At 66.8% G+C, this 24,294-nt stretch carries 26 protein-coding genes and 4 pseudogenes; 15 read left to right on the top strand and 15 right to left on the bottom strand.

Annotated elements, in window-relative coordinates; genetic code table 11:
- The first annotated feature begins 31 nt into the window (after window positions 1-31).
- Window positions 32-1,459 (top strand): argininosuccinate lyase, encoded by a 1,428-nt coding sequence (argH, locus tag PY257_RS09360; RefSeq protein ID WP_275741108.1) that lies wholly within the window; start codon window positions 32-34, stop codon window positions 1,457-1,459.
- A gap of 34 nt (window positions 1,460-1,493) precedes the next feature.
- Here the strand turns inward: argH and PY257_RS16335 are convergent.
- From PY257_RS16335 to PY257_RS09350, 3 genes and pseudogenes are all read right to left on the bottom strand, one after another.
- Window positions 1,494-1,603 (bottom strand): annotated as a pseudogene (locus PY257_RS16335) (IS5/IS1182 family transposase); the annotation flags it as partial.
- Between the two features lie 77 nt (window positions 1,604-1,680).
- A pseudogene (locus PY257_RS09355) lies at window positions 1,681-2,070 on the bottom strand (hypothetical protein); the annotation flags it as partial.
- Between the two features lie 51 nt (window positions 2,071-2,121).
- On the bottom strand, window positions 2,122-2,343 hold the full coding sequence (locus PY257_RS09350) for a CsbD family protein (protein WP_275741107.1): 222 nt from the start codon (window positions 2,341-2,343) through the stop codon (window positions 2,122-2,124).
- 234 nt (window positions 2,344-2,577) lie between these two features.
- On the opposite strand from PY257_RS09350, the gene PY257_RS09345 reads away from it, so the two are divergent.
- The 7 genes from PY257_RS09345 (at window position 2,578) to ntrC (ending at window position 9,612) form a co-directional block, all read left to right on the top strand.
- Window positions 2,578-2,772 carry a hypothetical protein gene (locus PY257_RS09345; protein ID WP_275741106.1) on the top strand — a complete coding sequence of 65 codons (195 nt, stop codon included), beginning with the start codon at window positions 2,578-2,580 and terminating at the stop codon, window positions 2,770-2,772.
- Between the two features lie 115 nt (window positions 2,773-2,887).
- Window positions 2,888-3,769 (top strand): EI24 domain-containing protein, encoded by an 882-nt coding sequence (locus tag PY257_RS09340; protein ID WP_275741105.1) that lies wholly within the window; start codon window positions 2,888-2,890, stop codon window positions 3,767-3,769.
- Between the two features lie 20 nt (window positions 3,770-3,789).
- Complete coding sequence (locus tag PY257_RS09335; RefSeq protein WP_275741104.1) at window positions 3,790-4,608, top strand: competence/damage-inducible protein A; 819 nt, start codon at window positions 3,790-3,792, stop codon at window positions 4,606-4,608.
- A 225-nt stretch (window positions 4,609-4,833) separates the two neighbouring features.
- A complete protein-coding gene (gene glnA / locus PY257_RS09330; RefSeq protein WP_275741103.1) occupies window positions 4,834-6,249 on the top strand; it encodes a type I glutamate--ammonia ligase in 1,416 nt (471 codons plus the stop codon).
- A gap of 173 nt (window positions 6,250-6,422) precedes the next feature.
- Window positions 6,423-6,917: a hypothetical protein gene (locus PY257_RS09325; protein ID WP_275741102.1), complete on the top strand. Its 495-nt coding sequence runs from the start codon at window positions 6,423-6,425 to the stop codon at window positions 6,915-6,917.
- Between the two features lie 7 nt (window positions 6,918-6,924).
- Window positions 6,925-7,995: a nitrogen regulation protein NR(II) gene (gene glnL, locus PY257_RS09320; RefSeq protein ID WP_275741101.1), complete on the top strand. Its 1,071-nt coding sequence runs from the start codon at window positions 6,925-6,927 to the stop codon at window positions 7,993-7,995.
- 42 nt (window positions 7,996-8,037) lie between these two features.
- On the top strand, window positions 8,038-9,612 hold the full coding sequence (gene ntrC / locus PY257_RS09315; RefSeq protein WP_275741100.1) for a nitrogen regulation protein NR(I): 1,575 nt from the start codon (window positions 8,038-8,040) through the stop codon (window positions 9,610-9,612).
- A 121-nt stretch (window positions 9,613-9,733) separates the two neighbouring features.
- Here ntrC and xth read toward each other — a convergent pair whose 3' ends face one another.
- Window positions 9,734-10,513, bottom strand: coding sequence for an exodeoxyribonuclease III (gene xth / locus PY257_RS09310; protein ID WP_275741099.1), 780 nt, complete (start codon window positions 10,511-10,513; stop codon window positions 9,734-9,736).
- Between the two features lie 31 nt (window positions 10,514-10,544).
- A pseudogene (locus PY257_RS09305) lies at window positions 10,545-10,774 on the bottom strand (IS5/IS1182 family transposase); the annotation flags it as partial.
- A gap of 62 nt (window positions 10,775-10,836) precedes the next feature.
- Between PY257_RS09305 and PY257_RS09300 the strand changes: the two are divergent.
- On the top strand, window positions 10,837-11,352 hold the full coding sequence (locus PY257_RS09300; RefSeq protein WP_275741098.1) for a DUF4124 domain-containing protein: 516 nt from the start codon (window positions 10,837-10,839) through the stop codon (window positions 11,350-11,352).
- A 6-nt stretch (window positions 11,353-11,358) separates the two neighbouring features.
- Here PY257_RS09300 and PY257_RS09295 read toward each other — a convergent pair whose 3' ends face one another.
- Entirely contained in the window at window positions 11,359-11,703 is a 345-nt protein-coding gene (locus tag PY257_RS09295; protein WP_419095684.1) for an RnfH family protein, read from the bottom strand.
- Window positions 11,693-12,136 (bottom strand): type II toxin-antitoxin system RatA family toxin, encoded by a 444-nt coding sequence (locus PY257_RS09290; RefSeq protein ID WP_275741096.1) that lies wholly within the window; start codon window positions 12,134-12,136, stop codon window positions 11,693-11,695. The genes PY257_RS09295 and PY257_RS09290 overlap by 11 nt, the downstream gene beginning before the upstream one ends.
- Window positions 12,137-12,272: 136 nt before the next feature.
- Here PY257_RS09290 and smpB point away from each other — a divergent pair, with 136 nt between their 5' ends.
- Entirely contained in the window at window positions 12,273-12,752 is a 480-nt protein-coding gene (gene smpB / locus PY257_RS09285; RefSeq protein ID WP_275741095.1) for an SsrA-binding protein SmpB, read from the top strand.
- A 63-nt stretch (window positions 12,753-12,815) separates the two neighbouring features.
- On the opposite strand, the gene PY257_RS09280 is transcribed toward smpB, so the two are convergent.
- The 7 genes and pseudogenes from PY257_RS09280 to PY257_RS09250 all read right to left on the bottom strand — a co-directional run bounded on the left by PY257_RS09280 (window position 12,816) and on the right by PY257_RS09250 (window position 19,226).
- On the bottom strand, window positions 12,816-13,253 hold the full coding sequence (locus PY257_RS09280) for a PaaI family thioesterase (protein WP_275741094.1): 438 nt from the start codon (window positions 13,251-13,253) through the stop codon (window positions 12,816-12,818).
- 45 nt (window positions 13,254-13,298) lie between these two features.
- A pseudogene (locus tag PY257_RS09275) lies at window positions 13,299-13,474 on the bottom strand (SDR family oxidoreductase); the annotation flags it as partial.
- Between the two features lie 270 nt (window positions 13,475-13,744).
- Window positions 13,745-14,434 (bottom strand): ABC transporter ATP-binding protein, encoded by a 690-nt coding sequence (locus tag PY257_RS09270; protein WP_275741093.1) that lies wholly within the window; start codon window positions 14,432-14,434, stop codon window positions 13,745-13,747.
- Window positions 14,422-15,222 (bottom strand): ABC transporter ATP-binding protein, encoded by an 801-nt coding sequence (locus PY257_RS09265; RefSeq protein ID WP_275741092.1) that lies wholly within the window; start codon window positions 15,220-15,222, stop codon window positions 14,422-14,424. Before PY257_RS09265 ends, PY257_RS09270 begins: the two co-directional genes overlap by 13 nt.
- Window positions 15,219-16,517 (bottom strand): branched-chain amino acid ABC transporter permease, encoded by a 1,299-nt coding sequence (locus PY257_RS09260; protein WP_275741091.1) that lies wholly within the window; start codon window positions 16,515-16,517, stop codon window positions 15,219-15,221. The genes PY257_RS09265 and PY257_RS09260 overlap by 4 nt, the downstream gene beginning before the upstream one ends.
- A 2-nt stretch (window positions 16,518-16,519) precedes the next feature.
- Window positions 16,520-17,473 (bottom strand): branched-chain amino acid ABC transporter permease, encoded by a 954-nt coding sequence (locus PY257_RS09255; RefSeq protein ID WP_275741090.1) that lies wholly within the window; start codon window positions 17,471-17,473, stop codon window positions 16,520-16,522.
- A gap of 124 nt (window positions 17,474-17,597) precedes the next feature.
- The gene (locus PY257_RS09250) at window positions 17,598-19,226 is read right to left on the bottom strand and encodes a 3-(methylthio)propionyl-CoA ligase (protein WP_275741089.1); all 1,629 of its coding nucleotides are present in this window, start codon (window positions 19,224-19,226) and stop codon (window positions 17,598-17,600) included.
- A gap of 196 nt (window positions 19,227-19,422) precedes the next feature.
- Between PY257_RS09250 and PY257_RS09245 the strand changes: the two genes are divergently transcribed.
- The 5 genes from PY257_RS09245 (at window position 19,423) to PY257_RS09225 (ending at window position 23,039) form a co-directional block, all read left to right on the top strand.
- Window positions 19,423-20,928 carry a protein adenylyltransferase SelO gene (locus PY257_RS09245; protein WP_275741088.1) on the top strand — a complete coding sequence of 502 codons (1,506 nt, stop codon included), beginning with the start codon at window positions 19,423-19,425 and terminating at the stop codon, window positions 20,926-20,928.
- Window positions 20,925-21,335: a peptide-methionine (R)-S-oxide reductase MsrB gene (gene msrB, locus PY257_RS09240; protein WP_275741087.1), complete on the top strand. Its 411-nt coding sequence runs from the start codon at window positions 20,925-20,927 to the stop codon at window positions 21,333-21,335. Before PY257_RS09245 ends, msrB begins: the two co-directional genes overlap by 4 nt.
- 10 nt (window positions 21,336-21,345) lie before the next feature.
- Window positions 21,346-21,894, top strand: coding sequence for a septation protein A (locus tag PY257_RS09235; protein ID WP_275741086.1), 549 nt, complete (start codon window positions 21,346-21,348; stop codon window positions 21,892-21,894).
- Window positions 21,891-22,169, top strand: coding sequence for a BolA family protein (locus PY257_RS09230; RefSeq protein ID WP_275741085.1), 279 nt, complete (start codon window positions 21,891-21,893; stop codon window positions 22,167-22,169). The genes PY257_RS09235 and PY257_RS09230 overlap by 4 nt, the downstream gene beginning before the upstream one ends.
- 84 nt (window positions 22,170-22,253) lie before the next feature.
- Window positions 22,254-23,039, top strand: coding sequence for a peptidylprolyl isomerase (locus tag PY257_RS09225; protein ID WP_275741084.1), 786 nt, complete (start codon window positions 22,254-22,256; stop codon window positions 23,037-23,039).
- Window positions 23,040-23,285: 246 nt separating this feature from the next.
- Here the strand turns inward: PY257_RS09225 and PY257_RS09220 are convergent, their stop codons facing one another.
- Window positions 23,286-24,011, bottom strand: coding sequence for an acetyltransferase domain-containing protein (locus tag PY257_RS09220; protein ID WP_275741083.1), 726 nt, complete (start codon window positions 24,009-24,011; stop codon window positions 23,286-23,288).
- Window positions 24,012-24,294 lie beyond the last annotated feature (283 nt).

Raw genomic sequence — 24,294 nt, 5'->3', positions numbered from 1 at the left:
GGGTGTCTCGAACCCCATTATTGCCCCCTTCATGTCCTCCAGCCCGTCCGTTCCCCCACCCCCTGCGGCAAGCCAGCTCGACAAGAAATCAGAAGCCTGGTCGGCGCTGTTTTCCGAGCCCATGAGCGAGCTGGTCAAGCGCTACACGGCCAGCGTGTTCTTCGACAAGCGGCTGTGGCAGGCCGACATCCAGGGCAGCCTGGCGCACGCCGACATGCTGGCCGCGCAGGGCATCATCGGCGCGGACGACCTCGCGGCCATCGAGCGCGGCATGGCGCAGATCCGGCAGGAGATCGAGTCCGGCGCGTTCGAGTGGAAGCTCGACCTGGAGGACGTGCACCTCAACATCGAGGCGCGCCTCACCCAGCTCGTGGGCGACGCCGGCAAGCGCCTGCACACGGGCCGCAGCCGCAACGACCAGGTGGCCACCGACGTGCGGCTGTGGCTGCGCGGCGAGATCGACCTCGTCGTCGGCCTGCTCGGCGACCTGCAGCGCGCGCTGCTGGCGCTGGCCGAGAAGAACGCCGACGTGATCCTGCCGGGCTTCACCCACCTGCAGGTGGCGCAGCCGGTGAGCTTCGGCCACCACATGCTGGCCTACGTGGAGATGTTCAGCCGCGACGCCGAGCGCATGCAGGACGCGAGGAAGCGCGTCAACCGCCTGCCGCTGGGCGCGGCCGCGCTGGCGGGCACCAGCTACCCGCTGGACCGCGCGCGGGTGGCCGCCACGCTGGACATGGGCGGCGTATGCCAGAACAGCCTGGACGCGGTGAGCGACCGCGACTTCGCCATCGAGTTCACGTCCGCCGCCACGCTGGCCATGGTGCACATCAGCCGCTTCAGCGAGGAACTGGTGCTGTGGATGAGCCAGGCTTTCGGCTTCATCGACATCGCCGACCGCTTTTGCACCGGCTCGTCCATCATGCCGCAGAAGAAGAACCCCGACGTGCCCGAGCTGGCGCGCGGCAAGACCGGGCGCGTGGTCGGCCACCTGATGGGCCTCATCACCCTGATGAAGGGCCAGCCGCTGGCCTACAACAAGGACAACCAGGAGGACAAGGAGCCGCTGTTCGACACCGTGGATACGCTGAAGGACACGCTGCGCATCTTCGCCGAGATGGTGGGCGGCATCACCGTCAAGCGCGAGGCCATGGAGCGCGCCGCTCGACGCGGCTACGCCACCGCGACCGACCTGGCCGACTACCTGGTGAAGAAGGGCCTGCCGTTCCGCGACGCGCACGAGGTGGTCGCGCACGCGGTGAAGACCGCCATCGGGCAGGGCGTGGACCTGTCGGAGCTGCCGCTGGAAGCCCTGCGCCAGTTCAACCCCCAGATCGGCGAGGACGTGTACGAGGTGCTGAGCCTGCGCGGCTCGCTCAACGCCCGCAACATCCTCGGCGGCACCGCGCCCGAGCAGGTGCGGCTGCAGATCGGGCGCCACCGCGCCCGGCTGGGCTGAGCCACCCGGACGACACGGCGCCTTGTTCTACGCCATCCCGCGACCGGCGCTTGGACGGCTTCATCGCGCCACGTGCCACTCGACCTGCGCCCGGGCATCCGGGCGCAGGTCTACGCCTTGGTAGCCTGCGTCGCCGAAGGCATCGGCCCGAACAGGGTCTGCCTCGTGCTATCGCACGCCAACCGGGCCGCACTCTTCGCGCTGTGCACGCTCCGTCAGGTCTTGGCAGCCGAACGGGCTGCCTTGGCTTCCTTCTGGCAGACGTCCTTGGCGTTACCGGCCAGAGCATCGCACTTTTCCTTGGCTACCTCATAGGCAGCGTCGGCCTTGGCTTCCGCGATCTTGGCGCGTGTCTTGTCGCTGGGCTTGTACTGAGCTTCCAACTCGGCCTTGGCGATCTTCTCATTGCCCTTGGCTTCCTTCTCGCATACGTCCTTGGTGTTGCCAGCCAGGTCGTCGCAGCGCTGCTTGGCAGCCTTGTAGTCGGCCGAGATGCGGTCTTCCGCAGCCTTGTATTCCGCACTGGTCATGGCGCTAGCCTGTGCCGCGAAGCCGCAGGACAGGGCCACGCACAAGGCGATCAACGATTGCTTGAATAAAGAGGTTTGCATGCTTGTAATTCCTTGAAGATTGACCTATGTATTGATGGTAGTGGTGCTGCGTCAGACGGACTTCTGGAAGAAGTCAGGGTTCTTGCATTCCCAGTCCGAAACCTGTTGCTCGGCCGCGTCCCGCGTGACACCATAGCGTTCATGGATGCGGCCCAGCAGTTGCTCGCGCCGGCCTTCGATGACATCTAGGTCATCGTTGGTCAACTTGCCCCACTGCTCCTGCACCTTCCCCTTGAACTGCTTCCAGTTGCCTTCGACGGTGTCCTTGTTCATGTGCACTCCTTTTATGTGTGAGCCGGCTGTCGTTCGTCGGCAGCAGGTGATGTCACTGTAAGTAGCGATGCTCGGCCGCGTAGTAGGACGCGCGGGCCGTGCCCTGTAGGTAGGCACCGACGGGCGCGGGCAGAAAAAAACGGAGCCGCGGCTCCGTTGTCGTGAAGGGCGCGGGAGGAGGGCTAATGAACCTGGAAACAGCAGTTGACCGCTTCGTATCCCTTGTCAGGCCGCATGAAATCGAGCGTTGCCGGCTTCGATGGGGTTCACCTCGTGGGTGAGAGCGCCATGCACCTGCCAGCACCGCGCTCGGCGCGCCATGCGGCGTTGCTCCTCCTTGCGGGCAGCAAGCCCGCCGCGTCGCCCGGTCTTGCCTGGCACCCCGATCACGGCACCGGCAGGCGCATCCAACTGCCGTTTCCAGGTTGAACAATTTCGGTTGAAGTTTTGTGCAGGGAGTGCGTCCCGTCCTGCTGGGCTGGGTCTGCGGCTACTCAATCTGTACGATCCTTCTGATCTGCTCAGCAGTTATGCTTGGCGCCCCATGCGCCTTTTCCTCGATTCGTTCTGGCGGGCCGTTGTCTATTGCCTGCGTCCGCGCGTCATCGTGCTGTCGTTCCTGCCTCTCCTCGTCATGGTCGCGCTGGCGTTGGGCCTGGGCTACTTCTACTGGGACTGGGCGCTGCAGCAGGTGCAGGGGCTGCTGGAGGCGTCGGACCTCATGCGCAGCTTCTGGGGCTGGCTGCAGAGCGCAGGCGCGGGCGACATGAAGACGGTGCTGGCGCCGCTCATCGTCATCTTCGTGGTCACTCCCGCCGTCGTCGTGCTGTCGCTGCTCGTCGTTGCCGTGTTCATGACGCCCGCGCTCACCGCCGTGGTGGCGGAGCGGCGCTTCCCCCAGTTGGAGCGCAGGCGCGGCGGCTCGTTCGCGGCCAGCGTGCTGTGGTCGCTGGGCTCCACGCTGCTGGCGACGGTGGCGCTGGTGCTCTCGGTGCCGCTGTGGTTCGTGCCGCCCCTCGTGCTGGTGCTGCCGCCGCTGATCTGGGGCTGGTTGACCTACCGCGTGATGGCCTTCGACGCGCTGGCCGAGCATGCCTCGCGCGACGAGCGGCTGGCGATCTTCCGCCGCCACCGCGGCTGGCTGCTGGGCATCGGCATTCTCACGGGCTACATGGGCGCGGCGCCGAGCATCGTCTGGGCCTCGGGGGCGCTGTTCGTGGCGGCTTTCGTCATCCTGGTGCCGGTCGCGATCTGGGTCTATACGCTGGTGTTCGCCTTTTCCTCGCTGTGGTTCGCGCACTACTGCCTGGCTGCGCTGGTGCAGTTGCGCGCGGCCACGCCGCCTGTGGAGCCGCCGCAGGCGGTGGATGTGCCGCTGCCGCTGGCGCCGCCGACGGACCCGGCCCTGCCGCCACCATCCTCCTGAACCGCAAGGGATTTTCCCCCATGACCACTCATTTCGGCCTCGTCATCGTCGGCGACGAAATCCTCTCGGGCAAGCGCGCCGACAAGCATCTCGCCAAGGTCATCGAACTGCTGGGCGAGCGCGGCCTGCAACTCGGGTACGCCGACTACGTGGGCGATGCGCCCGAGCGCATCACCGCCACGCTGCGCCGCGCCTTCGCATCCGGCGACGCGGTGTTCTCCTGCGGCGGCATCGGCGCCACGCCCGACGACCACACGCGCCAGTGCGCCGCGCGGGCGCTGGGCGTGGAGCTGGCCCTGCACCCCGAGGCCGCCGCGCTGATCCGCGAGCGCATGCAGGACACGGCGCGCGAGCAGGACCAGCCCTTCGAGCCCGACCGTCCCGACAACCTGCACCGCCTGCACATGGGCGTGTTCCCGGCGGGCGCGCGCATCATCCCCAACCCCTACAACAAGATCCCGGGCTTCAGTTGCGCAGGGTCGGGCGGCGGCATGGTGCACTTCGTGCCCGGCTTCCCGATCATGGCCTGGCCCATGATCGCCTGGGCGCTCGACCATTACTATGCGCACCTGCACGGCACCGTGCCCTATGTGGAAAAGTCGGTGATCGTGTTCGGCTCCATGGAGTCGCTGCTCATCCCGCTCATGGAAGAGATAGAGCGCACACACGAGGGCGTCAAGGTCTTCAGTCTGCCGAGCGTGGACCATCCGGAATATGGCCACCACATCGAGCTGGGCGTGAAGGGCGCGCCCGCGCTGGTGGATGCCGCCTATGCCCGCATGACGGCGGTACTGCGCTCCATGGCGTTCACGCTTGGCCCCGAATTGGTGCGAAATTAAATCGCACCAAAACAGGGCTATTCCATTGCTTCTTGTCAGTGCGTTTTGCCATGTTCATGGTGCATGGTGGGCGTTTTGTCGCAAATATGCTCATCTTTGCGGTAAATCCGCCATCTTGCAGGCAAAATCCCCTGCGCTGGTGCGGTTGCCATGCACCACGTTTGGCACAAAAACTGCATACCAACCGAGTCTTTCTTTTTTAAGCGTTCAACCAGGAGAAACCTGATGGCCAAGACCGTCGCAGACGTGATGAAGCTGGTGAAGGAAAACGAAGTCAAGTTTGTCGACTTCCGCTTCACCGATACCCGGGGCAAGGAACAGCACGTGACCGTGCCGGTCTCGCACTTCGACGAGGACAAGTTCACGTCGGGCCACGCATTCGATGGCTCCTCCATCGCCGGCTGGAAGGGTATCGAAGCCTCCGACATGCTGCTCATGCCGGACCCGAACACCGCCAACATCGACCCGTTCTTCGAGGAAACCACGCTGTTCCTCACCTGCGACGTGCTTGAGCCCGGCGACGGCAAGGCTTATGACCGCGACCCCCGTTCCATCGCGCACCGTGCAGAGGCCTACCTGAAGGCCAGCGGACTGGGCGACACGGCCTATTTCGGCCCCGAGCCCGAGTTCTTCATCTTCGACGGCGTGCGCTGGGGCAACGACATGTCGGGCTCGTTCTTCAAGATCGAGGAATACGAGGCGCCCTGGAACAGCGGCGCCGTGCTCGAAGGCGGCAACCGCGGCCACCGTCCCGCCGTCAAGGGCGGCTACTTCCCCGTGCCCCCGGTCGACAGCACGCAGGACCTGCGCGCCGAGATGGTTCTGATCCTCGAATCGCTGGGCATCCCGGTCGAGGTATTCCACCATGAAGTGGCGGGCGCGGGCCAGAACGAGATCGGCACCAAGTTCAGCACGCTGGTCGAGCGCGCCGACTGGACGCAGGTGCTCAAGTACGTGGTGTGGAACGTCGCCAACTCCTACGGCAAGACGGCCACCTTCATGCCCAAGCCCATCGTGGGCGACAACGGCTCGGGCATGCACGTGCACCAGTCCGTGTGGAAGGACGGCAAGAACCTGTTCGCCGGCGACGGCTATGCCGGCCTGTCGGACTTCGCGCTGTACTACATCGGCGGCGTCATCAAGCACGCACGCGCGCTCAACGCCATCACCAACCCCGGCACCAATAGCTACAAGCGCCTGGTGCCCGGCTTCGAAGCTCCGGTGAAGCTGGCCTACAGCTCGCGCAACCGCTCCGCCTCGATCCGCATCCCCTACGTGGCCAACCCCAAGGGCCGCCGCATCGAAGCGCGCTTCCCCGATCCGCTGGCCAACCCGTACCTGGCGTTCTCGGCCCTGCTGATGGCCGGCCTCGACGGTGTGGAAAACAAGATCCACCCCGGAGAAGCCGCCACCAAGGACCTGTACCACCTGCCGCCCGAGGAAGACGCGCTGGTGCCCACCGTGTGCCACAGCCTCGACCAGGCGCTCGACTACCTGGACAAGGACCGCGCGTTCCTGACCAAGGGCGGCGTGTTCACCGACAGCATGCTCGACGCCTACATCGAGCTGAAGATGGGCGAGGTCACGCGTTTTCGCATGGCCACGCACCCGGTCGAATACGACATGTACTACTCGCTGTAAAGCGCGGCGGCTCCATGCCGGGGCAAAGGGCAGCGCAGGCTGCCCTTTTTTCTTGGGTGCGCGCAGACAGATGCGGGCCCCGGGGCTTTCCCGCCGCGATTTTGTGGATGGCTATCGATGCGGGATACTCGGCACAGACCGAGCCCCTGCATGTCCGGTGCGAGGAACAACCTATGAAGCCATTTCTTCCGATCCTGCTGTGCGCCGCCACTGCGGCCTGTGCCGCGCCTGCGTGGGCGCAGGACCGCATCTACCGCTGCGGCAACGAATACACCAACAACGCCAGCCAGGCCCAGCAGCGCGGCTGCAAGCTCGTGGAAGGCGGTAACGTGACCGTCATCCAGGGTGTGCGGCCCACGGCGGCGCCGTCGTCCTCGGCGCCCGTGGTGACGGCGCCGGGCAGCGCGCCCCGGGTCGACGCCGACGCGCAGCGCGCGCGCGACGCCGATGCGCGCGCCATCCTCGAATCCGAACTGCGCAAGGCCGAGGAGCGCCAGGCCGCACTGCAGAAGGAATACAACAACGGCGAACCCGAACGCCAGGGCAACGAGCGCAATTACCAGAAGTACCTCGACCGCGTGGCCGAGCTCAAGGCCAGCATCGCGCGCAACGAGAGCGACATCGCCGGCATCAAGCGCGAGCTGAGTCGCCTGTCCGCCGCAAAGTAGTCCCGCTTTGAAGATCCCCGCGTTCAAGGCGTCGCGTTTCCAGTCCTTCGACCTGCTCGCCACGCTGGTGGCGGTGGTGCGCTCCAACGGCAAGGTGCTCTTTGCCAACTCGGCCCTGGAAGACGCCGTGGGCACCTCGCGCCGCACGATCGAGGGCTCGTCGCTCAACGACTTCTTCACCGAGCCGCACCTGCTCGGCAACGCCCTCGCAGGCATGGCCAGCAACGAGTTTGCCGCGCTGCGCTACGACGCCTGGCTCAAGCGCCTGAACCACGAGCCCGTGCCCGTGCATGTGATCGTGGCGCAGACCGAGCGGGTCGGCGAGATCGTCATCGAACTGCTGCCGCTGGAGCAGCAGGTACGGCAGGGCCGCGAGGAGCGGCTGATCGACCAGGCCCAGGCCAACAAGGAGCTGATCCGCAACCTCGCGCACGAGATCAAGAACCCGCTCGGCGGCATCCGCGGGGCGGCGCAACTGCTGCAGATGGAGATCGAGTCGCGCGACCTCATCGAATACACCCAGGTCATCATCCAGGAGGCCGACCGGCTGCAAACCCTGGTGGACCGGCTGCTCGCGCCGCACCGGTGTCCGCACGTGGTGGGCGACGTGAACATCCACGAAGTCTGCGAACGTGTGCGCTCGCTCATCCTGGCGGAGTTTCCGCGCGGGCTGCGCGTGGTGCGCGACTACGATGTCTCCGTGCCCGAGTTCCGTGGCGACCGCGAGCAGCTCATCCAGGCCGTGCTCAACATCACCCACAACGCCGCGCAGGCACTGGCCGAACGCATTGCCGCGGGCGACGCGGAGATCATGTTCGTCACGCGCATTGCGCGACAGGTAACTTTTGGCAAGCAGCGCTATCGACTGGCACTGGAATTGCATGTCATCGACAACGGGCCCGGCGTACCGGACTCGATCAAGGACCGTATTTTCTACCCCCTCGTCTCGGGGAGGGACGGCGGTTCGGGCCTGGGGCTCACGCTGGCGCAAACCTTCATCCAGCAGCACCATGGCCTGATCGAGTGCGATTCCGAACCAGGGAGGACGGACTTCAAGATCCTGATACCGCTGCCTTGAAGCCCCATAACGAGACCAATAGATAGAGATGACGAGATACCCATGAAGCCGATCTGGATAGTAGACGACGACCAATCCATCCGCTTCGTGCTGGAAAAGGCGCTGCTGCGCGAGGAACTGCCCACGCGCAGCTTCACCAACCCCCGCGAGGTGCTCGCGGCGCTCGCCGACCTGGGCGAGGACGACCCCGACAACCTCGGCCCCCAGGTGCTGGTCAGCGACATCCGCATGCCCGGCGGCTCGGGCCTGGAACTGCTGGAGAAGGTCAAGCAGATGCACCCGGGGCTGCCGGTCATCATCATGACCGCGTTCTCCGACCTGGACAGCGCCGTCTCGGCCTTCCAGGGCGGCGCGTTCGAATATCTGCCCAAGCCGTTCGACCTGCCCAAGGCGGTCGAGCTGATCCGCCGCGCCGTGGAGGAAAGCCAGCGCGAGGAAGTGGCCGAGGAACGCATGGCCGAGACGCCCGAGATGCTGGGCCAGGCGCCCGCCATGCAGGACGTGTTCCGCGCCATCGGGCGGCTGTCGCAAAGCAACGTCACCGTGCTCATCACCGGCGAATCGGGCTCGGGCAAGGAACTGGTGGCACGCGCGCTGCACAAGCACTCGCCGCGCGCGGGTGGCCCGTTCGTGGCCATCAACACCGCCGCGATCCCGAAGGACCTGCTGGAAAGCGAACTGTTCGGCCACGAACGCGGCGCCTTTACCGGCGCGCAGACCATGCGCCGCGGCCGCTTCGAGCAGGCCGAGGGCGGCACGCTGTTCCTCGACGAGATCGGCGACATGCCGTTCGACCTGCAGACGCGCCTGCTGCGCGTGCTCAGCGACGGCCACTTCTACCGCGTGGGCGGCCACAACGCCGTGAAGGCCAACGTGCGCGTGATCGCCGCTACCCACCAGGACCTGGAGCTGCGCGTCAAGGACGGCGTGTTCCGCGAGGACCTGTTTCACCGCCTCAACGTCATCCGCCTGCGCCTGCCCGCGCTGCGCGAGCGCCGCGAGGACGTGCCCATGCTCACGCGCCACTTCCTGCAGCAAAGCGCCAAGCAGCTCGGCGTGGAGCCCAAGCGCATTTCCGACGCCGCGCTGGTGCGGCTGGCGACCTTCGGCTTTCCCGGCAACGTGCGGCAGTTGGAGAACATCTGCCACTGGCTGACCGTGATGGCGCCCGCGCAGGTGATCGAGCCCAAGGATCTGCCCCCCGAAGTGCTGGGCAGCGAGGACGCCCACGCCGCCGCGCCGCGCAGCGAGGCGCTGGGCACGCTGCAGCCCGTGCCCCTGCGCGTGGAGCCGCTGGCGCGGCCCCCGGCCGTGGCCGATGCGCAGGACGACCCGCTGGCCACCGCGCTGGCGTCGATCACCATGGGCGGCAGCAGACTGCCGGTGGTGGCCGCCGGCCCGGGCAGTGCGTGGGAGCAGGGCCTCGAAGCCGAGGCGCAGGAACTGCTGGCCACCGGCCGCCACGACGTGTGGGACGAGCTGTCGCGCCGCTTCGAGTCGCGCCTGATCCTCACCGCGCTGGCCAACACGCGCGGGCGCCGCATCGAGGCCGCGCAGAAGCTCGGCATCGGCCGCAACACCATCACGCGCAAGATCCAGGAACTGGGGCTCGAATAGCCTGTGCTCCTGAAATAGTAGCTGCCACCGCAGGGTTTCAGGGGTTTTCAGATGGTTTTCATACTGAAACCCTTTTGGAACCTGCGGCGGCAGCTACTCTTTCGATAGCGTCGAAGCCGCCTCAACCGCGCAGCTCCGCCACCACCGGCGCGTGGTCGCTGGGCTGCTGGTTCTTGCGCGGCGCGCGGTCCACCGTGCAGCTTTCGACCAGCGGTTTCAGCGCTTCGCTCACCAATATGTGGTCGATGCGCAGGCCGCGGTTCTTCTGGAAGCCCAGCATGCGGTAATCCCACCACGAGAAGGTCTTCTCGGGCTGCTCGAACATGCGGAACGCGTCGGTCAGCCCCAGCGCGAGCAGGGCGCGGAAATGCGTGCGCTCCTCGCTCGTGTGGTGGATCGTCTCGCGCAGGCCCACGGGGTCGTAGGAGTCGCGGTCCTCGGGCGCGATGTTGAAGTCGCCCAGCAGCGCCAGCCGCGGGTGCGCCGCCAGTTCGCCGCGCAGCCAGTCGTGCAGCGCCTCCATCCAGCGCATCTTGTAGGCGAACTTCTCGCTGCCGGGCTCCTGCCCGTTGACGAAATAGCCGTTGACGATGCGCAGCGGCCCGCCCGGTGCGTCCAGCGTGGCGGCGACGACACGCGCCTGTTCGTCGCCGAAGCCGGGGATGTTGCGCACCACATCGCGCAGCGGCGCGCGGCTGAGGATGGCCACGCCGTTGTAGGTCTTCTGGCCGAACGCCGCAGCCTCGTAGCCGGCGGCCTCGATGGCGTCGAACGGGAACTTGTCGTCGGTGAGCTTGAGCTCCTGCAGGCACAGCACGTCGACCGGATGGGCCGCGAGCCAGCCGAGCACCTGCGGCAGGCGCACGGAGAGGGAGTTGATGTTCCAGGTGGCGATCTGCATAAAAATCCTAGGTTCACCACGCATTTTGCCGGTGGCTACGCACCATCGAACTGCGGGATGCCGTGGTGCCAGGCTTGGCGTCGTAACCTTTGTCTGCTCCCAGCGTGATGGTGATTGGTTCATCACCCGGTAGTGCCTGGCGCGCATCGTGATCATGGCCTTGGCCCCTTCACGCTCTGCATGCCCGTCGGCCTGGGTGACCACGGCACTGACCACCAGCCCATGGCGGTTGTCGGTGAGCGCGTGGCCCATGAAGCGCAACCGAGGGAGACTCAGTCAGTCAGTCTGGCGATTCCCCGGTCCGGGCGCTAAACTGTCAAGCCATGAAACTCCGCCATTTCCTGCTGTTTGCGCTTGCCTGCGCATGCTCCTTCGGTGCCGCCGCCCAATGGCAATGGGTCGACAAGGATGGACGCAAGGTCTTCAGCGACCGGCCGCCGCCGCCCGACATCCCCGAAAAAAGCATTCTGAAGTACCCCCCCGGGTCCCATGCGGGCGCGCCGGCCAAGGCAGAGGCGGCGGCCGAAAGCGCCATGGCTGCTGCGCCTGCGGCCACCAAACCGGCGGCCAAGGACGGCGTGGACAAGGAACTGGAAGAAATGAAGAAGCAGGCCGAGGCCGCCGAAGTCGCGAAAAAGAAGGCCGAGGAGGAAAAGGTGGCGAAGGCCCGGGCCGAAAACTGCGCCCGCGCCCGCGAATCGAAGGCATCGCTTGATTCGGGCATGCGCATCGCGCGCGTCAACGCGCAGGGTGAGCGCATCATCATGGACGACACCGCGCGCGCATCCGAATCCGCCCGTGCCCAGAGCATCATCGCGTCGGACTGCGGCGCGCGGTAACGCGGTTCAATAACCCGGCTTCCCGCCGGGTCGCCGCCGGGCGAACAGCCCCGTCGCACGGGCGCCCTGCTTGCGGAAACGCTCCCGTCGCGCCACCTTCGGGTCCACCAGCAGGGGACGGTAGATTTCCACCCGGTCATGGTCGCGCAGCGCCTGCCGCGGCTGCGCCTTGCGGCCCCACACGCCCACATCCGGCGGCGCATCCGCCAGCGCCGGCTCCGTCCGCAGGGCGGCGCGCAGCGCATCGGCCACCGTGGCACCGCGCGGCAGTTCAAGGGCGATCTCCACCACCTGGCGCGCACGCGGCGCGTACGCCACCGTCACCCGCAGCATGGTGGCCTCATGCGCCATACACCTGCTCGGCCCGCTGGACAAACGCATCCACCAGGCTACCGGCGATGCGGTCGAAAACGGGCCCCACCAGCGCGGCCAGCGTGGCGCTGCTGAAGCCGTACTGCAATTGCAGTTCCACCTTGCAGGCGCGCTGCTGCCCGTCGCCCACGGGCAGAAAGCGCCAGTCGCCTTCGAGCTTGGAGAACGGCCCCTTGATGAGCTGCATGTGCACCCGCCGGGCCGCCTCGTGGGTATTGCGCGTCACGAATGCCTGACGGATGCCGCCGAGCGAGATGCCAACCTCCGCCGTCATGCCGTCCGCGTCGGTGGCGAGCACCGTGGCACGGTCGCACCACGGCAGGAATTCGGGATAGCGGGCGACGTCGGTCACCAGGGCGAACATTTCCTCGGGGCTGTACCAGAGCAGGACGGATTTGTGGACGGTTTTCATTCAGACTCGGCCGGCAGGGGGCCGGCGCGGGGTTGGGGGCGAAGCCATAGAATCGGGGCGTCTTGCCCGGCTCCATTGTAGGAAAGCCGCCCACCGCCACCTTGGCATAGCACTACGGTGCCCCCACATGCCCGTAATGTCCTCCGATAAAAAAACCACCCTGCCCGCCCGCATCGCAGACAACAAGAAGGCTGCGTACAACTATTTCTTCGAAGAGCGCTTCGAGGCCGGCATGGTGCTGCACGGCTGGGAGGTGAAGGCGCTGCGCCAGGGCAAGGTCCAACTGACCGATGGTTATGTGGTGATCCGCGACGGCGAGTTGTTCGTGATCGGCTGCCAGATCAACCCGCTCAAGACCGCCTCCACGCACGTCAGCCCCGACGCCGTGCGCACCAAGAAGCTGCTGCTGCACAAGGACGAGATACGCCGCCTGATCGGCAAGGTGGAACAGAAAGGCTACACCCTGGTGCCCCTGAACCTGCACTGGAAGGGCGGCAAGGTGAAGTGCGAATTCGCCCTGGCCAAGGGCAAGGCCGAGCACGACAAGCGCGACACCATCAAGGAACGTGAAGGCAAGCGCGAGGTGGAACGGGCCATGAAGGTCCACCACCGCTGAGGCACCGCGCCCCTGCTGCGCTGCTGCGCAGCACCCGTGTCCGCCGCTTGCCGGTTCTGGCGATCAGTCGGTCGATATCACGCCCTGTGGGTTCAGCGCATTGGCCTCCCCGGGGCCGACGGGCAGGCGCTTGACGTACTTGAAGGTGCCGGTGGCGTGGCAGCAGAGTTTACCGTCGGCGTCGAACACGCTGCCTTCGGTGAACGCCATCGTGACCGTGCGGTGCAGCAGCCGGCCCACGGCGCGCAGCTTGCCGCGCGCAGGCTGCATGAAGCCGGTCTTCATCTCGATGGTGACCACGCCCATGTCGGCCTGCACGCTGCGCGCGGCGTGCGCCATGGTCACGTCCATCAGCGTCATCAACGCGCCGCCGTGCGTGACGGCGAACGAGTTCAGGTGTTCGGGCCGGGGCTCGAAACCCAGCTCGGCGTGGCCGCCGTCGAAGCGTTCGAGCCTGAAGCCGAGATAGGTGACGAAAGGGATGTCTACGCTGAAGTCCATGCGATCAGTTCCAGGAGGGGACAAAACCGCGAGCTTAGCGCGCATTCAGCCGCCCACCACCGCGCGCATGCCTGCCGTCCACCGCCATCGACTGCCCCGTGATGTGTTTGCCCGCGTCGCTCGCTCGCATACAGCAGGCACAGGTCTTTCAGTTCCTCGTCGTCGCCCAGGCGGTTGAGCGGCGCGTACGCGGTCACCTTCGCTTCGCCCAATGCATTGATCCTGGAAACGGCAGTTGACCGCTTCGTATCCCTTGCCAGGCCGCATGCAATCGAGCGTTGACGGCTTCGATGACGTTCGCCTCGTGGGTGAGAGCGCTCAGTAAATACTAGTGCAGTGTTCAACGCCAAGCAGCACATGAAACCGCGCCTTTTGCCGCATGGCGGCGTTGCAAATCCTCCCGCTAGCGTCGGCCATCGCTGTGGTTTGCGCCTTGCCCTGCGCCACAACGCATCGCTTTCATTGGTGCCGCCAAGCATCGAACACTGCACCTAGACCTCCAGCCACTCCCTGCGCACCTGCGCGTCGGCACGCAGCCCGTCGGGCGTGCCGTCGAACACGATGCGGCCGCGGCCCATGACCAGCGCGCGGTCGGAAATCGCCATGGCGATGGCGAGCTTCTGCTCGATCAGCAGCACCGAGACGCCGCGCGCCTTCAGGCGCCGCAGGTACTGGGCCACCTGCTCCACGAGCTGGGGCGCGAGTCCTTCAGCGGGCTCGTCGATGATGATGAGCTCCGGGTCGCCCATCAGCGTGCGGCAGAGCGTGAGCATCTGCTGCTCGCCGCCCGACAGCGCCCCCGCGGGCGTGTGCTCGCGCTCCTTCAGGCGCGGGAACATCGCGTACATGTCGCCGAATCCCCAGCGGCCGCCGCGGCCCTTCTGGCCCAGCAGCAGGTTCTGGTGGACGGTGAGGCCGGAGAAAATGTCGCGGCTCTCGGGCACGTAGCCGATGCCCAGGCGGGCGATCTCGTGGGTCTTCCGGCCCGCGAGCGGCTGACCCTTCCAGCGCAGGCCGCCTTGCCAGTCCACGAGGCCCATGACAGCCTTCGCCGTGGTGGAGCGACCCGCGCCGTTGCGCCCGAGCAGCGCGACGATTTCGCCGGGCCGCACGGTAAAGTCCACGCCATGCAGCACGTGGCTCTTGCCGTAGTAGGCGTGCAGGTTTTCTACCGCGAGCATGCATTCTCCCCAGCCTGGACGGCTGCCATCCCCGCGCCGAGGTATGCCTCCTGCACGCGCGGGTCGGCGCGCACTGCCTCGGGGGTGTCGAAGGCGATCACTTCGCCGCAGACCAGCACGGCGATCCTGTCGGCCAGGCCGAACACCACGCCCATGTCGTGCTCCACCGTGAGCAGCGTCTTGCCCTCGGTCGCCTGACGGATGAGGCCGACGAAGTGCGCCGTCTCGCCGTGGCCCATGCCCGCCGTGGGTTCGTCGAGCAGCACCACCTCGGCGCCGCCCGCGATGGCGATGCCGATCTCCAGCGCGCGCTGCTCGGCGTAGGTGAGGTGCATGGCGGGCACATCGCGTTTCCTTTCCAGGCGCAGCATGTCCAGCAACTCCTCGGTGCGGTTGTTGGCGTCCTGCAGCCGCGAGAGGAAGCGCCAGAACGCATAGCGGTAGCCGAGGTGCCAGAGCACGCCGCAGCGCAGATTCTCGAACACGCTCAGGGCGGGGAAGATGTTGGTGATCTGGAAGCTGCGCGCCAGCCCCAGGCGGTTGATCTCGCACGGGCGCAGACCGTCGATGCGCCGCCCGCCCAGCAGCACCTCGCCGCCCGAGGGTCGGATGCGCCCGCTGACGAGGTCGAACAGCATGGACTTGCCCGCGCCGTTGGGGCCGATGATGGCCACGCGCTCGCCGCGCGCAACGGTCAGGTTGGCGCCGCGGATGATTTCGGTCTTGCCGAAGCTCTTGCGCAGCCCCCTCAGTTCCAGCGCAGGGGGCCCTGCAGCAGCGCCCGTCATGCCGCGCCCTCCCTGCACCGCGCCTGCAGCTCGATGTCTTCCTGGATGGCGTCCCAGCGCCGCATGAAGCGGCGGCGCACGTGTTCGAACAGCCCTGCGCCCAGCGCCAGCAGCAGCGCCGCGCCGGCCCAGCTCGCGGCGGCCCCGGCATCCAGCGTGGCGCCCATGAAGCGCAGCGTGGTACCCAGCGCGGCGTCGAGCCGCAGGTGGTAGAGCATCTCGATCATCGCGGCGGCCCCCAGCGCCGCCAGCAGTGCCGCGGCAAAAAGGCCGGCATACAGCCATGCCAGCGGGCGCAACCGCCCGTGGCGCGCCAGGCGCAGGTTCAGCATCGCCAGGCTGGCGATACCGCCGGGCGCAAACATCACCATGCACAGGAACGCCAGGCCCAGGTACAGCAGCCAGGCTCGGGTCAGCTCCGACAGCAGCACCGTGGCGAGCACCAGCAGCACCGCGCCAATGATGGGCCCGAAGAAAAACCCGGCCCCGCCCAGGAAGGTGAACAGCAGGTAGCTGCCCGAGCGCAGCATGCCCATGCTGTCGGCGGCGGTGACGATCTCGAAGCTGATGGCCGCGAGCCCCCCGCCGATGCCCGCGAAGAACCCCGCCACGATGAACGCCAGGTAGCGCACGCGGCGCGTGTCGTAGCCGATGAACTCCACCCGCTCGGGGTTGTCGCGCACGGCGTTGAGCATGCGCCCGAGCGGCGTGGCGGTGAAGGCGAACATCAGCGCAGTACAGACGAAACAGTACACGGCGATCAGGTAGTACACCTGTATCTGCGGCCCGAAGGTGATGCCCAGCAGCGGCCTGCCGTACACCCGGTTGGTGGCGATGCCGCCCTCGCCGCCGAAGAAGCCCGGGAACATCAGCGCCATGGACGCCACCAGCTCGCCCACGCCGAGCGTGATCATGGCGAAGGCGGTGCCCGACTTCCTGGTCGTCGCATAGCCCAGCAGGATGGCGCAGCCCATGCCCGCCAGCCCGCCGACGATGGGGATGAGCGTGAGCGGCACCGCTAACCCGCCCTGGCCCGCCATGTTCATCGCATGGACAGCGATGAACGAGCCCAGCCCGGTATAGACGGCGTGGCCGAAGCTCGGCATGCCGCCCTGCCCCAGCAGGATGTTGTAGGACAGGCAGATGATGACGAGGTAGCCGGTCTGCGACAGCATGGCCAGCGCCAGGCTGCTGCGCAGCAGCAGCGGCGCCACCGCAAGCACCAGCGCGAACAGGCCCCAGACGGTGATGCGCCCGGTGCCAGGCAGCCGTAAGCGGTGGGTGGACGCGGCCATGGTCAGTCCTCCCGCGTGCCCAGCAGCCCCCTGGGCCGGAAAATCAGTATCAGCAGCAGGAGCAGGTACGGCAGGATGGGCGCCACCTGCGCGATGGTGAGGCTGAGCACCGGAAAGCCGAAGGTCCGCCCGCCCACCGGCAAACCCAGGCTTTGCAAGCCGCCGGCCAGCGAATAGTCGAGCGCCACGGCAAAGGTCTGCACCACCCCGATGAGCAGGGACGCGATGAAGGCCCCCGCCAGCGAGCCCATGCCGCCCACCACCACCACCACGAAGATGATCGAGCCCACCGACGCAGCCATGGCCGGCTCGGTTACATAGGTGTTGCCGCCGATCACCCCCGCCAGCCCGGCCAGCGCGCAGCCGCCGCCAAACACCAGCATGCATACGCGCGGCACGTCGTGGCCCAGCGCCTGCGCCATGCCGGGGTGCTTGAGCGCGGCCTGCACCACCAGCCCGGTGCGCGTGCGCGTGAGCAGCAGCCAGATGGATGCCAGCATCAGCAACGCCACCAGCATGATGAACGCGCGCGACTTCGGGAACTGCGTGCCGTACAGCGTGAACAGCGGCCCCTGCAGCGCCGCTGGCAGGCCGTAGGGCACGGTGGAGCGGCCCCAGGCAAGCTGCACCACTTCGAGTACCAGGTACGACAGGCCGAAGGTGGCCAGCAGCTCGGGCATCGGGCCGAAGCGGTGCACGCGCCGCAGGCAGTAGCGCTCGAACGCCGCACCCAGCCCTCCCACCAGCAGCGGCGCGGCGAACAGCGCGGGCCAGAAGCCGACCAGGCCCGAGAGCGTGTAGGCGACATACGCGCCCAGCATGTAGAAGCTGGCATGCGCGAAGTTCAGCACGCCCATCATGCTGAAGATCAGCGTCAGGCCCGAACTCAGCATGAACAGCAGCAGGCCGTAGCTGACGCCGTTGAGCAGCGAAATGGTGAGAAGCTCTAGATTCATCGCGGATGGCAAGCGGGTGAAAGGGGCGCGGCGCGGCCCCCAGCCTGGGTTGGCCAGCGAGTTTAGGGCGTGTCATCCTTCAGCGCCGGCCCCAGCCTTGCGCGGCCGTCCAGGCGCCGCGCGCCTACAGCCCCGGCAGGCGGTAGTCCTTCAGTTGCTCGCCGCGCAGTCGGGTCTTGAGCATCTTGCCGGTGGCGCCGAGCGGAATGGCCTCGACGAACACCACGTCGTCCGGTATCTGCCACTTGGCGATCTTGCCTTCGTAGAACTTCAGCAGATCCTCGCGCGTGACCTCAGCGCCGGGCTTCTTCACTACCGCGACGATGGGCCGCTCGTCCCATTTGGGGTGCGGCATGCCGATGCACGCGGCCATGGCCACGGCGGGGTGGCCCATGGCGATGTTCTCGATGTCGATGGAGCTGATCCATTCGCCACCGGACTTGATCACGTCCTTGCTGCGGTCGATGATCTGCATGTAGCCGTCGGCGTCGATGGTGGCCACGTCGCCCGTGGGGAACCAGCCATCCACCAGCGGGCTGCCCGCGCCCTTGTAATAGCGGTCCACGATCCACGGTCCGCGCACCAGCAGGTCGCCGTAGGACTTGCCGTCCCACGGCTGCTCGCGTCCCTCGCCGTCCACGATCTTCATGTCCACGCCGTAGATCGCGCGGCCCTGCTTCAGGCGGATGGCCATCTGCGTGTCGCCGGGCATGTCCAGGTGCTTGTTCTTCAGGCTGCACACCGTGCCCAGCGGCGACATCTCGGTCATGCCCCAGGCATGCAGCACGTCCACGCCGTAGTCGTCCTGGAAGCTGTGGATCATGGCCGGCGGGCAGGCCGAGCCGCCGATCATCGTGCGCTTGAGCGCATGGAACTTCAGGCCGCCGGTCTTCACGTGCGTGAGCAGCATCTGCCACACGGTGGGCACGCCGGCGGCGAAGGTCACGCCCTCGGCCTCGATCAGCTCGTAGAGCGACTTGCCGTCGAGCGCCGGCCCCGGGAACACCAGCTTGCAGCCCGTCAGCGGCGCCGAGTACGGAATGCCCCAGGCGTTGACGTGGAACATGGGCACCACGGGCAGCACCGCGTCGCGGGCCGAAAGATTCATCGCGTCGGGCAGCGCGGCGCCATAGGCATGCAGCACGCTGGAGCGGTGGCTGTACAGCGCGGCCTTGGGGTGGCCCGTGGTGCCGCTGGTGTAGCACATGCTCGACGCGGTGTTCTCGTCGAACACCGGCCAGTCGTAGCGGTCGCTCTGCGCGACTATCCAGTCCTCGTAGGCCACGAGGTTGGGTATGCCGCTGCCGGCGGGCAGCCGATCACTGGCGCACAGCGCCACCCAGCGCCGCACCGTGGGGCACTTGGCATGGATGGCCTGCACGATGGGCAGGAAGGTCATGTCGAAGCACAGCACCCGGTCCTCGGCGTGGTTGACAATCCACGTGGTCTGGTCCGGGTGCAGGCGCGGGTTGATGGTGTGCAGCACGCGCTGCGAGCCGCTGACGCCGAAGTACAGCTCCAGGTGGCGATAGCCGTTCCAGGCCAGGGTGGCCACGCGGTCGCTGGGTTCGAGCTTCCAGGCGTCCAGCGCGCGGGCCACGCGCCGGGCGCGGGCCGCGAGGGCGCGGTAGTCGTAGCGGTGGATGTCGCCCTCCACGCGGCGCGAGACGATCTGGGCGTCGCCGTGGTGGCGCTCGGCGAAGACGAGCAAGCTCGAAATGGACAGGGGCTGTCTTTGCATCAGGCCTAGCATGGAAGGCTCCTCGTGATGGCGGATGGCCGGGCCGGCGCGCGGCGCGGCGTGCATGTACGGGCCATTCTGGCACCTGCATCCGCCCCCGCGCAGTGGGACTGTCCCCAGGGATGTCTCCAAGGCGGCAGGTGCGGCCACCTGGATGCCCAAGCCCCTGGGGCGCAGAGGTTTTGCGGGCCTGCGGGACAATCCGTGCATGGACACTGCCGCCACCATTGACCGCCCCGCCGACACGGCCCTGCCCTTCGCCAGCGGCCTGGCATGGCGCAACGGCTTCGCGGCGCTGGGCCCGCGCTTTTCCACCGCGCTGCGCCCGACGCCGCTGCCCGCGCCGTACTGGGTGGGCACGAGCCCGCAGGTCGCCGCCCTGCTCGGCCTGCCAGCGGGCTGGCAGGACGCGCCCGGCGCGCTGGATGCCTTCACCGGCAGCCGCTCCATCGCGGGCGCCGCCCCGCTGGCCAGCGTATACAGCGGCCACCAGTTCGGCGTCTGGGCCGGCCAGCTCGGCGATGGCCGCGCCATCTTGCTCGGCGAGACCTCCGGGGGCTGGGAGGTGCAGCTCAAGGGCAGCGGGCGCACGCCATATTCGCGCATGGGCGACGGTCGCGCGGTGCTGCGCTCCAGCATCCGCGAATTCCTGGCCAGCGAGGCCATGCACGCGCTCGGCATTCCCACCACGCGCGCGCTGTGCGTCACCGGCTCCGACGCGCCGGTGCGGCGCGAGGAAGTGGAGACCGCCGCCGTGGTCGCGCGCGTGGCACCCAGCTTCATCCGCTTCGGGCACTTCGAGCATTTCGCCGCCACCGGCCGCGTCGACGAACTGCGCACGCTGGCCGACTACGTGATCGACCGCTACTACCCCGCCTGCCGCAGCGGCGGGCGCTTTGCCGGCAACGCCTACGCGGCGCTGCTGGAAGCGGTGGGCGAGCGCACCGCGGCGCTCGTGGCGCAGTGGCAGGCCGTGGGCTTCTGCCACGGCGTGATGAACACCGACAACATGAGCATCCTGGGCCTGACCATCGACTACGGCCCGTTCCAGTTCATGGACGGCTTCGACCCCGGCCACATCTGCAACCACAGCGACACCCAGGGCCGCTACGCCTTCAGCCAGCAGCCCCAGGTGGCGTACTGGAACCTTTTTTGCCTGGCGCAGGCGCTGCTGCCGCTGGTCGGCGAGGAGGAAACCGCCCTGGCCGCGCTGGCGGCCTACCGCAGCGCGTTCCCCGCCGCGTTCGAGGCCCGCATGCGCGCCAAGCTGGGCCTGGCGGACGAGGCCCGTCCAGGGGACGGTGCACTCGCCGATGCCACGCTGCGGCTGCTGGCCGGCGAGCGCACCGACTACACCATCTTCTGGCGCCGCCTGTCGCGCCACGTGGCCGGCGCGCCCGTGGAGGACGTGCGCGACCTGTTTCTGGACCGCGCCGCGTTCGATACCTGGATGCTATCGTATCAGGAGCGCCTGTCGCAGGTGGATAAAGCGCTGGCGGCCGATTTGATGTGCAAGACCAACCCGAAGTTCGTGCTGCGCAACCACCTGGGCGAACAGGCCATACGCAGCGCGCGGGAGCACCGGGACTTCGGCGAACTGCAGACCTTGCAGCGCTTGCTGGCGACGCCATATGACGAACACCCCGGCCATGACGCCCATGCCGGCTTTCCGCCCGACTGGGCGTCCTCCATAGAAATCAGTTGCTCCTCATGAACCACCAACCCATCCAGAAAACCGATGCCGAGTGGAAGGCCGTGCTGGCCGAGAAAGGCGCCGAGCCTGCGGCCTTCCAAGTCACGCGCCATGCCGCCACGGAGCGGCCCTTCACAGGCAAGTACGAGGCCTTCTGGGCCGACGGCAGCTACCACTGCATCTGCTGCGGCGCCAAGCTGTTCGATTCCGGCACCAAGTTCGATGCGGGCTGCGGCTGGCCGAGCTTCTCGCAGGCCGTGCCGGGGGCCATCCGCGAGATCGTGGACCGCAGCCACGGCATGGTGCGCACCGAAACCGTGTGTGCACAATGCGGGGCCCACCTCGGCCACGTGTTCGAGGACGGCCCGGCCCCCACCGGCCTGCGCTACTGCATGAATTCCGCTTCGCTGGACTTCACCCCGGAGTGACCCTGCCCCCATGAAACTGCTGCTCGACTTCTTTCCCATCATCCTGTTCTTTGCGGCCTTCAAGTTCGCCGGCATCTACGTCGCCACGGGCGTGGCGATCGCCGCCACCATCGTGCAGATCGCCTGGCTGCGCTGGCACCATGGCAAGGTCGAGCCCATGCAGTGGGTCAGCCTGGGCGTGATCGTGCTGTTCGGCGGCGCCACGCTGCTGGCGCACGACGAAACCTTCATCAAGTGGAAGCCCACGGTGCTCTACTGGCTCATGGCCGCCGTGCTGGCGGGCGGACAGGTGTTTTTCCGCAAGAATTTCATCGAGTCGCTCATGGGCACGCAGATCGATCTGCCCGAACCCATCTGGCGCAACCTCAACTGGAGCTGGACCGCGTTCTTCGGCATGATGGGCGCGCTCAACCTCTGGGTCGCCTACCACTACGACACCGCTGCCTGGGTCAACTTCAAGCTCTTCGGCGGCATGGGGCTGATGGTCGCGTTCGTGGTGGCGCAAGCCGTCTACCTGGGCCGCCACGTGCGGCAGCCCGAAAACACGCCCGAGCCATGAATGCGGATGCCGTGGCCCCGATCACGGCGCGGCTGCTGGAGCAGCGCCTGCGCGAAAGGCTCCAGCCCAGCCTGGTCGAAGTGATCGACGAAAGCGCGGCCCACGCCGGCCACGCGGGCGCCAGCGGCACAGGCGCGGGCACGCATTTCCGCGTGCGCATCGCGTCACCGATGTTTGCCGGCCTGCCCCGGCTGGCACGCCACCGCCTTGTGTATGATGCGCTTCGCGAATATATCGACCAGGGCGTCCACGCGCTAGCGCTGGACCTTCTTTGACAACGCATCGATCACATGCCATTTTCTCCTGATGCGCCGCCCCGGTCGCCAGCGCACTCCACCCCAACAATCTCAGGACTCAACATGAAGAACAAGTTTCTGGCGGGCATGGCCGTGGCCGCCCTGGCAGGCGCCATGGCCGCTCCGGCCCTGGCTCAGAACATCGCCGTCGTGAACGGCAAGGCGGTGCCCAAGGCCCGCGCCGACGTGCTGGCGCAGCAGGTTGCCAAGTCGGGCCGCCCGGTCACGCCCGAACTCGAAGGCCAGATCAAGGAAGAAGTCATCGCACGCGAGATCTTCATGCAGCAGGCCCAGCAGGAAGGCCTAGACGCCACCGAGGACTTCAAGAACCAGATGGAGCTGGCCCGCCAGACCATCCTGATCCGCGAACTGTTCGCCGACTTCCAGAAGAAAAATCCGGTGACCGACGCCGAAGTGCAGGCCGAGTACGACAAGTTCGCTGCCGCCAACAGCGGCAAGGAATACAAGGCCCGCCACATCCTGGTCGAAACCGAGGCCAAGGCCAAGGACATCCTGGCGCGCCTGAAGAAGGGCGGCAAGTTCGAGGACATCGCCAAGAAGGAATCCAAGGACCCCGGATCGGGCGCCAAGGGCGGCGACCTCGACTGGGCCAACGCGTCGAGCTACGTGCCTGAATTCACCGAAGCCATGGTCAAGCTGCAAAAGGGCCAGACCACCGAGACGCCGGTCAAAAGCCAGTTCGGCTGGCACATCATCCGCCTCGACGACATCCGCGATGCCAAGCTGCCCCCGCTCGATCAGGTCAAGCCCCAGATCCTGCAGCAGTTGCAGCAGCAGAAGCTGGCGCAATTCCAGCAGGAGCTGCGCAGCAAGGCCAAGGTGGAATAAACCTGGAAACGGCAGTTGAACCAACCGAAAAACTGAAGAAACCCAATATCCATGCGGGTTTCCAAAGACTTCGCGTGACTGCAGAGCAGTTCCAGATGGGTGAGTCTGGAAAGCATGGAAACTCAATGCGTGACAGGCACTTGCTCGAATTTTGGGGATTCAACTGCCGGAAATAGGATAAACCCCCGCCTGTTTCTTGCGCATGCACGACAAACGCGGCCCGGGGCCGCGTTTTAGTTTTCCGGCTCAGCGGCCGGCCACCCAGCCCCAGGCGGTCAGCGCCCCCATCAGCACCAGTTGGTGCAGCATGTAGTACGGCAGGCTCCAGCGCCCCAGTAATGCAAGCGGCGCCAGCATGCGCGGCAGCCGCGCCGCCAGCCATGCCGACCGCGTGCGCAGCAGCCATTCCCCCGCGGCCATGCCCCACCACATGACGCCTAGCCAGGGCAGCACGGGCACGTAGTCCTCGGTAATCGGCTTGCGCGTGACGAGGCCCAGCCAGTTCAGCATGGGTGCATCGAAATATGCAGAAAAATCGGCCCCGGCGCTTGTGGATAAAGCGCTTGCAGCTATGAAAGGCATAGCAATTGCGAATGCACCCACAAGCCACAGCCAGCGCCCCCAACCCGCCGTGCAGCGCACCACGACGAGCATGGCAGCCAGCCCGTGCAGCACGCCGAAATAGATGAAGCTGCGCGGAAACATCAGCATCGACCCGAGCGTCACCAGCAGCGCGCAGCCCGCCACCCGCCTCCATCGCCGCCAGAAGCGCGGCCAGCCTTGGCCCTGGTGCACGGCGATGGCCTGCCCCAACCCGGCGCAGAACAGGAACAGGCTCACGATGGCCGTGCGCTGCATGGTCCACAGCGCATCGGCATAAAAATCGGCCCGCAGGTAGCCGAAGTGCGCGAGGTCGAAGCAGAAGTGGAACGTCGTCATCCAAACGATGGCGCCGCCGCGCAGGGCGTCCACGGTGTCGAAGCGGCGGGGTGGCGAAGAGCGGGGCTGGCGGGAAGGCTGGCGGTTCACGGCGCCACGATAACCTGGTGCAGTGTTCAACGCTAAGCAGCACATAAACCTAAGTGGCCAAGTCAGTCAGTCTGACAGATTGTGCGAAGATTCCCAATGTGCGAGAGTGCATTTCGCGTCGATGACGCGATAGGCAAATTGCAGTCTTTTCCAATTCAGGTATGAGCCCAATACTGTTTAGTTAAAACAAATGCTTGGTTTTGGGTCGCATGGCTGATTGATGGGG

Source organism: Curvibacter soli, assembly GCF_029211125.1.
GTDB classification, from domain to species: domain Bacteria; phylum Pseudomonadota; class Gammaproteobacteria; order Burkholderiales; family Burkholderiaceae_C; genus Curvibacter_A; species Curvibacter_A soli.
The sequence above is the reverse complement of the archived record's forward strand: the minus strand, read 5'-3'. Positions and strand labels throughout refer to the sequence as shown.